This is a genomic window from Psychrobacter sp. FDAARGOS_221, assembly GCF_002313155.2.
GTDB lineage: Bacteria > Pseudomonadota > Gammaproteobacteria > Pseudomonadales > Moraxellaceae > Psychrobacter.
In genome coordinates this window covers 602,908-615,887 of record NZ_NWFK02000001.1, presented here as the reverse complement: position 1 = coordinate 615,887, position 12,980 = coordinate 602,908, and the positions used below count along the sequence as shown (strand labels likewise).

Annotated in this window: 11 protein-coding genes and 1 pseudogene; 7 read left to right on the top strand and 5 right to left on the bottom strand. The window is 42.2% G+C overall.

The genetic code is table 11. The features are described from left to right. Window positions 1-143: 143 nt before the first annotated feature. The 6 genes and pseudogenes from A6J60_RS02585 (at window position 144) to A6J60_RS02560 (ending at window position 7,034) form a co-directional block, all read left to right on the top strand. Entirely contained in the window at window positions 144-710 is a 567-nt protein-coding gene (locus A6J60_RS02585; protein ID WP_096064614.1) for an acyl-CoA thioesterase, read from the top strand. A 53-nt stretch (window positions 711-763) separates the two neighbouring features. Continuing rightward, window positions 764-1,447 carry a DUF2059 domain-containing protein gene (locus tag A6J60_RS02580; RefSeq protein WP_096064613.1) on the top strand — a complete coding sequence of 228 codons (684 nt, stop codon included), beginning with the start codon at window positions 764-766 and terminating at the stop codon, window positions 1,445-1,447. Between the two features lie 87 nt (window positions 1,448-1,534). After that, complete coding sequence (locus tag A6J60_RS02575) at window positions 1,535-2,197, top strand: DUF2059 domain-containing protein (RefSeq protein ID WP_193778012.1); 663 nt, start codon at window positions 1,535-1,537, stop codon at window positions 2,195-2,197. A 440-nt stretch (window positions 2,198-2,637) separates the two neighbouring features. Continuing rightward, entirely contained in the window at window positions 2,638-4,755 is a 2,118-nt protein-coding gene (gene uvrB / locus A6J60_RS02570; RefSeq protein ID WP_096064611.1) for an excinuclease ABC subunit UvrB, read from the top strand. A 349-nt stretch (window positions 4,756-5,104) separates the two neighbouring features. After that, window positions 5,105-6,223, top strand: a pseudogene (gene ald / locus A6J60_RS02565) (alanine dehydrogenase). A 193-nt stretch (window positions 6,224-6,416) separates the two neighbouring features. Further along, window positions 6,417-7,034 carry a hypothetical protein gene (locus A6J60_RS02560; RefSeq protein WP_127891426.1) on the top strand — a complete coding sequence of 206 codons (618 nt, stop codon included), beginning with the start codon at window positions 6,417-6,419 and terminating at the stop codon, window positions 7,032-7,034. Window positions 7,035-7,130: 96 nt separating this feature from the next. On the opposite strand, the gene A6J60_RS02555 is transcribed toward A6J60_RS02560, so the two are convergent. From A6J60_RS02555 to A6J60_RS02540, 4 genes are all read right to left on the bottom strand, one after another. Beyond that, on the bottom strand, window positions 7,131-7,526 hold the full coding sequence (locus tag A6J60_RS02555) for a hypothetical protein (protein WP_096064609.1): 396 nt from the start codon (window positions 7,524-7,526) through the stop codon (window positions 7,131-7,133). A 203-nt stretch (window positions 7,527-7,729) separates the two neighbouring features. Further along, a complete protein-coding gene (locus tag A6J60_RS02550; protein ID WP_096064608.1) occupies window positions 7,730-9,151 on the bottom strand; it encodes an aspartate ammonia-lyase in 1,422 nt (473 codons plus the stop codon). Between the two features lie 203 nt (window positions 9,152-9,354). Next, complete coding sequence (locus A6J60_RS02545) at window positions 9,355-9,714, bottom strand: AzlD domain-containing protein (protein ID WP_096064607.1); 360 nt, start codon at window positions 9,712-9,714, stop codon at window positions 9,355-9,357. Then, on the bottom strand, window positions 9,704-10,435 hold the full coding sequence (locus A6J60_RS02540) for an AzlC family ABC transporter permease (protein WP_413772356.1): 732 nt from the start codon (window positions 10,433-10,435) through the stop codon (window positions 9,704-9,706). The genes A6J60_RS02545 and A6J60_RS02540 overlap by 11 nt, the downstream gene beginning before the upstream one ends. A gap of 386 nt (window positions 10,436-10,821) precedes the next feature. Between A6J60_RS02540 and A6J60_RS02535 the strand changes: the two genes are divergently transcribed. Next, entirely contained in the window at window positions 10,822-12,291 is a 1,470-nt protein-coding gene (locus A6J60_RS02535; protein ID WP_227526039.1) for an SLC13 family permease, read from the top strand. A 136-nt stretch (window positions 12,292-12,427) separates the two neighbouring features. On the opposite strand, the gene A6J60_RS02530 is transcribed toward A6J60_RS02535, so the two are convergent. Further along, entirely contained in the window at window positions 12,428-12,898 is a 471-nt protein-coding gene (locus A6J60_RS02530) for a Dps family protein (protein ID WP_096064606.1), read from the bottom strand. Window positions 12,899-12,980: the final 82 nt, after the last annotated feature.

The following is a 12,980-nucleotide window of genomic DNA, read 5'->3' as shown; positions in this document are numbered from 1 at the left end:
AGCTAAACTAACTGGGTTATTGATTAATTTAATTGGCTTTTTTATCAAAACAAGCTTTGTTTAGGTCCAGACCTTTTAATAACAGGTTGCTTTAAAAAGTGCTGATTAAATTATCCGTTTATCTAAAAATAAGGATGGGTGTTATGCCACAATTAAATACGTTACCAAGCTCTAATGCTGTAAAAGCGCCACTAAAGCACGAACTGTATATGTCAGTATTGATGACACCAGATATGGCCAACTTTATTGGTAATGTGCATGGTGGTGACTTGTTAAAAATGCTTGACCAAGTCGCTTATGCCTGTGCCAGTCGCTATAGTGGTACTTATGTTGTTACCTTGTCTGTCGATCAGGTTATGTTTTTAGAACCTATCTATGTGGGTGAGTTGGTTACTTTTGCGGCCAATATTAACCATGTTGGTAAAACCTCGATGGAGGTGGGTATTCGCGTTGAAGCTGAAAATATTCAAGAGCGTACCGTGCGCCATACCAATAGCTGCTACTTTACGATGGTCGCTGTCGATGAAAATGGTAAACCAACGCCTGTACCGCCACTTGAGATTAAAGACTATGTACAGCAATGTCGCTTCGATGCTGCCGCTGCGCGTAAAGAGATGCGTAAGAAGCAGTCTAATCGCCCAAGCTGTGATTTAGCTGATGAAAAGCCAGGTGAATTAGACGGCTTTAAGCCAAGTGACCAGCTGAAATAAATAGATTTACAGGGTTAATGTAAGTTTTAATCGAATAGTGTGAAGGATATTGGATGAAAAAATCACTCACTTTGGGCGCCCTGTCATTAGCAGGTATGCTCACGGTCACCACGCCAGCTTTGGCTGAATTAACTTTGGCTGAATCAAGTCAGGGTAATTCGGCCAATAAAGGGATGAAGCACTCAATCAATGGCGGGGGTCAAGTGTCCTTGTATAGTGGTGGGTATAGCGGATCAAGTTATGCTGGAGCAAATGAGAAGCAAGTGCCTGCCCAAATACCTACCGACGCCTCTTTGCTGGAGCTGATGGAGGTGATGCGGATGACTGAAATGATGCAGTCAATGACAGTGGCTCAAGGTGAGATGATGGACTCTGTTATGCAGTCTGCGTTACAGGATAAGGATCTTCAGCAAATTACTGAGACACAAAGGCAACAGATGGTGCGGGTGTTATCTGACTATACTCAGGAGCTAATGGCAGACTCCAATAAAGCCATGATTGATATTGTCAAAAAGCATTTTTTGGTACTGGCTAAGCAGCATTACACTCAAGCTGAGGTGGATGCTCAAATTGCTTTTTATAGCAGTGATATTGGTCAACGTATTCTCGATAAACAGCCGACATTCATGCAAGCTTATATGAAAGCCATCACGCCAGAGACGATGGATGTTGTGAATCAGACCCAGCAGAAGCTCAAACCAAAACTAAAGCAAGAGTTGGAGCGAATCTTAAGGTAAGGCTGTTCTTCTATAACTTTTAGGTCAAAATATATGTTACATCTTTATTCAGCGCGACGCGTTAAACCCATGCTAAGCGTTAAATCTATGCTAAGTGTCAAACTAAAGAAAAACCTTGCGCATAAGCTATCAGTGTTAACCGCTGCCACTATGTTGACGGCAGTGACACCTGCCTATGCTGAGCTGATTATCTCTAATGGTGCTAATAGCAGTCAGAACGTTAATGCGACTGTCATTAATCAAAGTGGCATTAATCAAACTGGCGCTAATCAAGCAGCCGTTAACCAAGCAAAGCCCAGCAAAGAATCTGTGATGAAGCTGATGCAAGTGATGCGTATTGATCAGCAAATACAAGCGGTGATTGATGGTAAGCAAAAAGCGGCTGATATATTGCAAAACCAGAGTGAAGATAAAAAGGGTGATAAAAAAGTCTTAGAAGCTAAGATGAAAGGCATTTTGACTGAATATGCGCAAATAGTGGTTGGTAGTTTGCAAAGTCATGGCAGCGTTGAATCTTTGACCCAAGCCTATATCGAGTCAGCACAAGCGCATTATACTCAGCAAGAAGTGGATGCGATAATCGGCTTTTATGACACCGCAGTGGGGCAGAGCATCTTGGATAAAAATCCGAAAGTAACGGCTGATTTTATGCAAAAGTCACTACCAGATGATGATCAGATGCAGCAGACTCAAGATCAACTTGAGCAAATGTTGCCACAGTTACAACAGCTGATGAAGGATGTTTTCTAGATATTTTTAAGATTTGATTTAAACAAGTTCAATGCGAATAGCTAAAATATAAGACGAATACCAGACGATAATCTGAATAGGTTGTCGTCTTTTTTTATGACAGTTCTTAGAGTGATTATAGGGTAATTGGGGTATTACTGAATTGTTGAAGTGAGTAGCGCAGCGGGTATTTGAGTTATTGTTAAAATGACCACGGATTGCATTGAGTTTAGCGCCTTTTATTAGGCTGTCATTGGCTATGTCAAACACCTGTTACGGCTTTAAAAGTTAAAATTTGCCCCCATAAATAAGCTAACTAACACCCAAACCTTAAAAGCAACTAATTTTAAAAGCACTCAGTTATATAAGACAGTCCAGACAATAAAAAATTAAACCTTATTCAAATTATTTAAATAAAGAAACTTAAATAACGAAACTTAGATAAAGAAAAGACAATAACTATGCGCATGCCAGAACCAAGATCGTCAAGACAATTAAATCAACTCGCCACTCAGCTGCAAGATGAAGCAGAGATTACCGGTGTTAACGTCTCGGGTACCCAGATATCGAGCCGTGCCTTTGAAATGGTCACCGACTTCGAGCCAGCTGGTGATCAGCCGCAAGCCATTGAAAAGTTGGTAAAAGGCGTTGAGTCGGGGATGGATGCTCAATTACTGCTTGGGGTAACCGGCTCTGGTAAAACCTATACCATGGCCAAAGTCATCAGTGAATGTCAGCGCCCAACCATTATTATGGCGCATAACAAGACTTTGGCCGCTCAGCTGTATGGTGAGTTTAAGTCTTTTTTTCCGCACAATGCGGTAGAGTACTTCGTCAGTTACTATGACTATTATCAGCCAGAGGCTTATGTCGCTGCCAGTGATACCTTTATCGAAAAAGACAGTGCCATTAACGATCATATTGACCAAATGCGCCTGTCGGCAACGCGTGCCTTATTGGAGCGCCGTGATGCGATTATTATCTCTTCGGTGTCCTCGATTTATGGTCTTGGTGATCCAGAAAGTTACCTAAAAATGCTGCTGCATTTGGTAGTTGGTGACATTGTCGATCGCAAAGCTTTAGTCAAACGTTTGGTGGCGCTGCAATATACCCGTAATGAGTTAGATTTTGAGCGTGGTACGTATCGCTTACGTGGTGAGATTTTGGATATTTATCCAGCAGAATCCGAACAGTTAGCGGTACGCATCAGCATGTTTGATGATGAAATTGAAAAGATCAGCTGGTTTGACCCATTAACCGGTAAGACGGTGCGTAGTGTGCCGCGTATTACCATTTATCCAAAGTCGCACTATGTAACCCCACGTGAGAAGCTTGAAGCGGCCAGCAAGACCATCCGAGCAGAGCTTGAAGATCGATTAAAGTATTTCCGTGATAATGACAAGCTGATTGAAGCACAGCGCATCAAAGAGCGTACTCAGTATGACTTGGAGATGATTCAGCAGCTCGGCTACTGTAATGGTATTGAGAACTACTCGCAGCATTTATCAGGTCGTCCATCTGGGGAAGCGCCGCCAACTTTATTTGATTATATTCCGCCGGATGCGTTGTTATTTATTGACGAGTCGCATGTGACTGTGCCGCAAATCGGTGCGATGTATAAAGGCGACCGTTCCCGTAAAGAAAACTTGGTGAACTACGGCTTTAGACTGCCCAGTGCCATGGACAACCGCCCAATGAAGTTTGAAGAGTGGGAGCGTATTAAACCGACCACGATTTTTGTATCAGCCACACCGGCTCAATATGAGCTAGAGCAGAGTGAGCAAGTGGTTGAGCAAGTAGTGCGTCCTACCGGTCTGATTGACCCTGAGATTGAGATCCGTCCGGTATTAACTCAGGTTGATGATGTGTTGTCAGAGATTACCAAGCGCCGTGAAGTTAATGAGCGGGTGTTAATTACCACGCTGACCAAGCGCATGGCGGAAGATTTGACCGATTATCTGAAAGAATATGATGTCAAAGTGGCTTATTTACACTCAGATATCGATACCGTTGAGCGGATGCAGATTATCCACGAGTTACGTACTGGCGTACATGATGTGTTAGTCGGGATTAACCTGCTGCGTGAGGGTCTTGATATGCCTGAGGTGTCGCTTGTTGCGATATTCGATGCTGATAAAGAAGGCTTCTTGCGCTCTGAGCGCTCATTGATTCAGACCATTGGTCGTGCCGCACGTAACTTAAATGGTAAGGCCATCTTGTATGCTGATCGCATTACGCCAAGTATGGAAAAAGCGATTGAAGAGACCGATCGCCGCCGTGAAAAGCAGATTGCCTTTAACCTAGAGCATGGTATTACGCCAAAATCAGCAACGCGTAGCATTACCGATAAGATTGATACCGGTGAAGATGAACAGGATGTCAATGACAACCAATCAATCCCAACCAGTACCGGTCTGCCTGATGTGGATATTGAGATTTTACGCAGTCCTGATTTGTTGGCCAAAGAGATTAATCGCTTAGAAAAACAAATGAAGCAGCTGTCACGTGAGCTTAAGTTTGAAGAGGCGGCGAAGATTCGTGATACCGTTTTAGAGTTAAGAACTTATATCGTGCAATAGCTGAACCTGTGGTGATTAGGCGGTCATGATGACGGCTTGATTACCGTAAACGTTTTAATCATACATAGTCAGTCAGTTAAAGGCGTACCATTATCTATGGTGCGCTTTTTTTATGCTTAGATTTTTATACCTACATTTTTATGCTTATCTTTATAATGCTAATAACTTACTGAGTGCAATCATCTGAGTTCAATAATAAAAGACAGTTGCGTAATTGATTGGTAGTCTGAGTGTTAGTGTTTTGTCTGTTAGGAAGACTGTTTACTTTATCTTAGTTAGGTTGTTTGCTAGGCTAAATTTAAATGGAGAATAAGTTAGGTTAGATGATTACCAATAAGGAGCAATAATTATGAAAATAGGCATCCCTAAAGAAACTAAAAATAATGAAAATCGAGTTGGATTGCCGCCAAACAGTGTCAAAGTATTGGTTGATCAAGGCCATGAGGTACTTGTTGAAACTGATGCAGGCTTAGGCTCACAGTTTTCTGATGACGATTATAAGCAGGCAGGGGCGACTGTTGTTGATAGCGCAAAACAGGCCTGGCAAGTGGATATGGTAGTCAAAGTAAAAGAGCCACAGCCAGAAGAATTTTAATACTTAACTGAAGGGCTGATCTTATTTACTTATTTACACTTAGCCAATGAGCCAGATTTGGCCAAAGTATTGATTGATAATAAAGTGACGGCTTTAGGCTACGAAACGGTGCAGTTGGATGATGGCTCGTTGCCACTATTAACCCCAATGAGTGAGATTGCAGGGCGCATGAGTACTCAAATTGGTGCTCAATATTTACAAAGCTTTTATGGCGGTAAAGGTATTTTATTGGGCGGTGTCCCTGGGGTTAAAAAAGGTAGAGTTACCATTATCGGTGGCGGTGTATCAGGGACAGAAGCGGCAAAAATTGCCATTGGACTGCGCGCTGATGTCACCATTCTAGACTTAAACCCACAGCGTCTAAAAGAGCTGTCTGAGATGTTTGGTAATAATATCCAAACCTTGATGTCGAATAAGGTCAATATTGCGGAAAGTGTCAAAAACAGTGATCTGGTGATTGGTGCGGTGCTCATACCAGGCGCATCAACGCCTAAGCTGGTCACAGAGGATATGATTAAGCAGATGGATGATGGCGGTGTTGTCATTGATATTGCGGTTGACCAGGGTGGTGTGTTTGAAACCACAGACAAGGTCACTACTCATGATGATCCTACCTATGTCAGACATGGCGTGGTGCATTATGCGGTTGCCAATATTCCAGGCGGTGTGCCGCGCACCTCAACCATGGCCTTATCTAATGTCACTTTAAATTATGTGTTACAGCTGGCCAATAAAGGCCTTGAAAAAGCTTGTGTGGACAATCCTGCGCTAGCAAAAGGTGTTAATACTGCAAAAGGGCATATGACTTATGAAGCGGTCGCAGAAGCGCTTGACTATGATTATAAAGCGCTAAGCTCGGTATTTGAACAGTAGTATTTATGGCAATAAAGCGATATTATAAGAGTGAGTCAATGACGACTCACTCTTTTTTCTGGTGTTTAATATTTATAAAGGCAGCTCCTATAAAAGAATAAAGTGCAAGGAATAAAGTGCGATGCATAAAACCTTCAATAAAACACTATCAGTACTAACCTGTTGTCTGTTATCCCTATCTTTGACAAGCTGTATGACCTTGATAACTACAGGTCAGGCTACAAGAGAAAGAACCAAAACAACGTATACTAAAATAGACGATGATGTCATTAGAAATATTGGCTATAGTACCAGTGAGGGTGATGATAAAAAAATGGTACTGCTAGGTGATAAATACTCTTATGTACTTAATGAAGGGATTGATAAGGTAGAGTTAATGACTCAACTCAATCCTCAATACTTAAAGCTACCAAAGACGGTCTATGTCGATAGAATTACTGAAAATAGTATTCAGACCCATCTGTCATTTGAATACAAAAAAAGTGATGAAAACTATAGCGATGAAGAGAAAAAGCTTCTAAATCGTATGTGTAACAGCAAAAAGTCAGAGTCATGGAAACCAAAGCTTTATTACGATTGTGATGTATTATTAATAGGTGAATTATATAAAACCAGAGCTTCGGACAAAGCAAATTACTCGCTTCAGAAAGGCCGCCACGTAGAGATAAGACAACAAGGTGAAAAGACTTATCGAGATTACGGTGAACTAATGTTATTGCCGGCTTCTGTCGCAATTGATGTCGTGACGCTACCATTGCAGTTGCTTTGGATTGGTGCGGCAGGGATTGTCCATGCTACATCTCCTGATTAAGCTCAACTAGGCTTGGATGACTTAAATAAAAAAACCCAGATATCTATCTGGGCTTTTTTTATTGTAAACAGTTAGCTTTTAGTATGAGGGTAATCATTAAGCGCTTGGCTTAGTGAAGCTTGCATAGCAGCTTTGTAGTGACTTAGCGACAACTTTAGTGACTAGCTGTGAGCGATAAGTGGTGTCCATCGCCGCTTCTGCTAATTCAACGACAGTCACTTGCTGTGGTGCTTGTTCGCTAACACAGCCACAGATTTTGGTCTTAGCCGCTTCTTCTTGCTCAGTGTTCATGGCAACACGGGCAACGCGCCAAGCATTTTGTTTTTCTAACTCGCTGCGACACTGGGCATCGACAGCAGATTTAAAAATATTCATGCCCATATTGGTCGCATTACCCATGGTGGTATTGCCATTGGTTGTACCGCCAGTGGTAGCGCAGCCAGACAAGGCTAGAGTAGTTAATAATGCGATGCTGGTGATAAGTGGTTTCATGCAAGGTCCTTAGAATGGAATATTGAGGAATGGAATATTGAGAATAAAAAGTAGGCTGCTTAAAAAATAGATGATTTAAAAAAACAGTGGATTTAAAAAACAGAGAATATCAATCGATAGCCTCTGTTTATAAGCCATAACTTTATTTATTTTAATTTAACACTTTTTTGCTTATCCTTTAAGCTTTTTATGCATCAGCTTTATTAGCCTTGCATCTTTTTGCCCTTTAATAAAGGATAAACCATGTTTTCAGGAGAGATAATTTGATCCAGAGTTTCTTGATCTAATAGTTTCTCTTCAAGGACGATGTTATACACACTGCCGCCATTTTCTTGCGCTTTTTTGGCAATACGACTAGAGACTTCATAGCCTAAGTGTGGGTTTAATGCAGTAACCAGACCGATATTACTCAATACCTGCTGACGGCAATAATCTTCGTTCATTTCAATGCCATCAATACAGCGAGTAGCGAAAGTCTCACAAATATTACCGAGCATGGTCATTCCAGTAAATAGGTTGAAGGCCATGACAGGTTCGAACACGTTAAGCTGCATTTGACCTGCTTCAGAGGCCATAGCGATGGCGTGATCAATACCCATTACATGAAAACACGCTTGGTTAACGACTTCTGGAATGACGGGGTTAACTTTGCCTGGCATGATCGAGCTGCCTGGCTGCATTTGTGGAATACGATACTGACCTAGGCCGGCACGTGGGCCTGAAGACTGCAATCGGATGTCATTGGCAATCTTAGATAGGCGAGTGGCAAGTAGGCGTAAGTTACCTGATAAAGAAACGTAGGTACTGGTGTCTTGAGTGGCTTGTACTAAGTCTTCTGAGGTATAAAAAGGCTTGCCAGTCAGTTCTGCCAATACCGAAGCAACCGTTTCAGGATAGTCGCTAGGCGCATTAATACCGGTACCAATCGCGGTTGCACCCATATTGATTTCATACAGATGTTCGCGAACCTGTTCGATACGTGCTTTTTCAGCTTTAATCATGGTTGCAAAGGCATTGAACTCTTGACCTGCTGTCATCGGTACCGCGTCTTGCAAGTGAGTACGGCCCATTTTTAGACGGTCACCCAGCTGTTGTTTTTTGTTCAAGAAGCTCTTAAGCAGCACATCCATCTTTTGTAATAATTCATCGCAGTAATGGTCTAGTGCCAGCTTTAGAGCCGTTGGGTAAGAGTCATTGGTAGACTGTGATAAGTTCACATGATTGTTTGGGTGCAGATATTTATATTCGCCCTTGTTGTGGCCCATGATTTCAAGACCACGGTTAGCAATGACTTCGTTGACGTTCATGTTGGTCGAGGTGCCAGCGCCACCTTGGAACATATCAATAATAAACTGGTCATGAAGCTTGTCTGCAATCAGCTCATCACAGGCAGCAACGATGGCATCTTTTAATTTGCCATCCAAAACACCCACTTGATGGTTAGCAATGGCGGCCGCTTTTTTTACGGTTGCAAAAGCGCGAATAAAGGGAGAGAACTGGTGTAAGCGGTTGCCACTAATATTAAAATTCTCATAAGCACGCAGCGTTTGAATGCCGTAATAGGCATCAGCGGGAATCTCACGTTCACCAAGTAGGTCGTATTCTTGACGGGTAGAGGTACTCATACTTATAGTCATCCTAGTCAGAAGTCTTAGATTAAGCCTTATACAATATCATATATTTAAAAATAAATAAGTCGAACAAATACTTTTGATGGCTTTGATAAATAAAGGTTATACATAAGCGCTAATTCATTGATTTTAAAAAACTAAAATTTGAAGTTGCTATCAATATTTTTAGCCTGTTATGTATTTAATTTTAAGAAAATCTATACAAAAAGCGTCGCAAATAGCCATAAAAAACCATTCACTGCAGCAATGCCAACAATCATAGAAACCAACAACTGTCGGCTAATATGATAAACCAGCAATACCATTAGCAGCGCACCAATTTGTGCCAGTAGTAGATGCAGCTCTGCGCTTTGTAGTCCCGTTTTGGCAGACAAGTCCTGATAAGACAGGCTGGTTAAGATAAGTAAAACCATTACTGATAACGGTAAACTTTCATTAAGTCGATGCAGCCAAGGTGTATCTAGCAGTCTTTTTGGGATCAATGCCGGTAGCGCTCGGGTGATAAAGGTGACACCGGCCATCGCAAAAGTTGCCAAAATTAAATAACTACTGGTCATGGCCACCTCCATTTACCGCACGCTCAATCCAAGCACTGCGTGCCAGAATTAATAGCGTACACAGCGTAATAGCGGTCAATAACAGCCAGCTTTCGGTAAAAAAGGAGGCGATAATTAATGCAATGACGGCGATGGCAATCGGGTAGTAGCGTTTGATACTTTGAAACTGCTCATACGCTAAGATGGCAAATAAACACACCAACGCAAAATCTAAATGCGGCACCATATCATTGAGTGCAGTACCAATCATCACCCCGATCGCGCCTGCCAATACCCACCAGGATTGGTTAAACAAGCTGATGGGTAGTATCAACGCACGGCGTGATTCACTCGGCAGACTGGTCATCACCGAAAAAGTCTCATCGGTTAACGCAAATAAGCAGTAGGTTTTGGCCAACTTATTATCTGGTAAGGCATGTAATAGAGGAGTGCCATAGAAGATATGACGTAGGTTGATGGCGGCAATGTTTGAGGCCATGGTGCCGATAGGTAAGCCTGCGCTTAACATTGGCAGGCAGGCATATTGTGCCGCGCCGGCGTATAACACCACACTTAACATGATGGTTGCCCACACCGGAATACCGGCGACTTGAGCGAGGACACCAAAGGCGATACCTGCAGGTAAATATCCCATGGCAACGGGTAAACTTTTTTTGAAGCCAGTCGCCCAATCGTGGGTGCTGGCCGGTGCTGAAGAGAGGTCTTTAGAATGAGTTGTCACAGGCTATCCTACTGGTTTTAATTTTTAAGCTGATGTTTTTTGATTTTTAAGCTGATTTTGTAATGTTCAATGCGCCTTTATTCTTATACAATGTATAATAACGTTACTGTTATGTTACAGCTACTTTTTCGAACGGCTCGTTCTATAGCGATTAGCGATAATGAGTGAACGCCTTATGGATGGCGGTTTAGGACTGATGGCAATTGGTTTTAACTGTCTAATCCAGACATCATTATGTCATTAATTTGTCATAAAAGTGAGTAGTAACCTAGCAAAGTATACCCCTGTTGGACAGTTTCACCTAGAGCTGTCTTATTGATAAAGATTTTAAATACCGCAACTGCCTGCTGTTCAAGCAAGCACTTTGATCTTTATAAGGAAATGATATGAAAGAGCCAAATAATAACAGGTCGGAACTACGGCCTAATGTCGTCAAAGAGACGGATAGTTTAGATGCTCATATTCCTCAGGATGGTAATGAGTATTTGTTTACCGATACTTTCCCAAAAGGAACGGTTAAAGGCTTGGTGATAACAGCCATAGCGGCCATTGCTAGTATTTTGGCATTTAACATGTTGCCTTTTGATGTTGATGTTAACAAAGGCTTGGCCATGCTGCTGTTTATCGGTGTGCTGTGGTTAACCGAAGCCTTGCATGTGACCATTACTGCTATTTTGGTCATTATTGTCGGCGTGGCAATTGGTATTCCTGATTTTGATACCAAAAGCGCGTTAAGCAGCTTCGCGAGCCCCACCATTTATCTGTTCTTTGGTGGCTTTGCGTTGGCAGCGGCGTTACATGTGCAGCGCTTAGATGAGAAGATTGCACTTGGGCTAATTTCTATGGCAGGCGGTCGATTGGGTAATGCGGTAATGCTTATCTTTGCAGCCACAGCCTTGCTATCGATGTGGATTTCTAATACTGCAACGGCGGCAATGATGTTGCCATTAGCGATTGGTATGTTGTCGCAAGTTGACCGTGAAAAAGACAGAGGCACCTTTGTCTTCGTATTATTGGGTATTGCGTATTCAGCAAGTTTGGGTGGACTGGGTACCATTGTTGGTTCACCGCCAAACGCCATTGCTGCCAAAGCGTTAGATGTGTCTTTTATTGACTGGATGAAGTTTGGTCTGCCGCTAACCTTTGTATTAACGCCATTATTATTAGGCGTGATGTACTTGGTTTTAAAGCCAAATCTGAATGTCAAAATTGATAAAATCAACAAAGCTAAGATTGAGTGGACCAAGCCACGAGTGTTGACCATCATCGTATTCTTAGCAACAGCGATTTCGTGGATATTCGGCAAGCAGTTGGGTGAGTATCTAGACATTAGTTCGATGGACTCTGTTATTGCACTTAGTGCAGCGGTAGCTGTGGTCAGCTTAGGGTTGGTGTCCTGGAAGCAGGTTTCTGATAATACCGACTGGGGCGTCCTCATGCTATTTGGTGGTGGTATTGCTTTATCTAACGTGTTGAAGCAGTCAGGCGCATCATTGGTAATGGGTGAGACGGTTGCCAATGCGTTAATGACAACGCCGCTATTCTTAGTAATGCTTGTGATTGCCGCCTTTATTATCTTCTTAACTGAGTTTGCCTCGAATACCGCTTCAGCTGCTTTATTAGTGCCTGTGTTTGTGGCCATTGCCGAGCAAATGGGCTTACCGACAGAGGTGCTGGTGATGATTATTGGTATCGGTGCATCGTGTGCGTTCATGTTACCTGTGGCAACGCCGCCGAATGCGATTGTGTTTGGTACCGGTCTGATCAAGCAGTCTGAAATGGTACGTGTTGGTGTTGTATTAAATATCGTGGCTTCACTAGTTGTGGCTTGCTGGGCATATTTCATCTTGCTATAACCGCAGCCATCGTTTAATAAGAAACTTAATACGAAAAATTAGTTTATAGCTAAAAACAAAAATCCCCCGTCATCAGCTGATGGGGGATTTTTTTATGCTTTATTAATTAAACAAGCATCTGACCAACAACAAGCTATTAGCCTAAGAAAGCATTGTACATCCAGATTAGTTTTTCTTGCTCTTGTACATAGTCGTCAACTAAGTCGGCAGTACCTTGGTCTTCTGCTTCTTCAGCAACAGCAGATACTTTACGCTGCTCGGCAATTAGCTCTTGTAAGCCAGCAACCACACCTTTTACGCAGTCTTCACCAGAGAACACATCTTTGTGCTCTTGGATACCACTGTGCTTAGCAAAGTCGCTGTATGCATGTAGTGGGGTACCGCCTAGCGTTAGTACACGCTCTGCAATTTCGTCAATTTGAACCTGTAGGTCGGTATACAGTTCTTCAAACTTTTCGTGTAGTGAGAAGAAGTGTGGACCTTTTACGTTCCAGTGATAGCCGCGAACGTTAATATAAAAGATATGATAAGTAGAAAGTAGGTTATTTAGTTGTTCGATAACCGCTGACATATCTTTTTTCTCTAGACCGATTTGATTAGTAGACATAACTTTTATCCTTATTTTAGTTAGTTAAGATTTTCGTGTGTTAAGGGCGTTGCTACGCTTATCCTCAATACGTCAACACCTA

Coding starts and splice junctions, on each gene's coding strand:
- A6J60_RS02585 (WP_096064614.1), top strand. CDS start 144: ATGCCACAATTAAATACGTTACCAAGCTCTAATGCTGTAAAAGCGCCA.
- A6J60_RS02580 (WP_096064613.1), top strand. CDS start 764: ATGAAAAAATCACTCACTTTGGGCGCCCTGTCATTAGCAGGTATGCTC.
- A6J60_RS02575 (WP_193778012.1), top strand. CDS start 1,535: ATGCTAAGTGTCAAACTAAAGAAAAACCTTGCGCATAAGCTATCAGTG.
- uvrB (WP_096064611.1), top strand. CDS start 2,638: ATGCGCATGCCAGAACCAAGATCGTCAAGACAATTAAATCAACTCGCC.
- A6J60_RS02560 (WP_127891426.1), top strand. CDS start 6,417: ATGACCTTGATAACTACAGGTCAGGCTACAAGAGAAAGAACCAAAACA.
- A6J60_RS02555 (WP_096064609.1), bottom strand. CDS start 7,526: ATGAAACCACTTATCACCAGCATCGCATTATTAACTACTCTAGCCTTG.
- A6J60_RS02550 (WP_096064608.1), bottom strand. CDS start 9,151: ATGAGTACCTCTACCCGTCAAGAATACGACCTACTTGGTGAACGTGAG.
- A6J60_RS02545 (WP_096064607.1), bottom strand. CDS start 9,714: ATGACCAGTAGTTATTTAATTTTGGCAACTTTTGCGATGGCCGGTGTC.
- A6J60_RS02535 (WP_227526039.1), top strand. CDS start 10,822: ATGAAAGAGCCAAATAATAACAGGTCGGAACTACGGCCTAATGTCGTC.
- A6J60_RS02530 (WP_096064606.1), bottom strand. CDS start 12,898: ATGTCTACTAATCAAATCGGTCTAGAGAAAAAAGATATGTCAGCGGTT.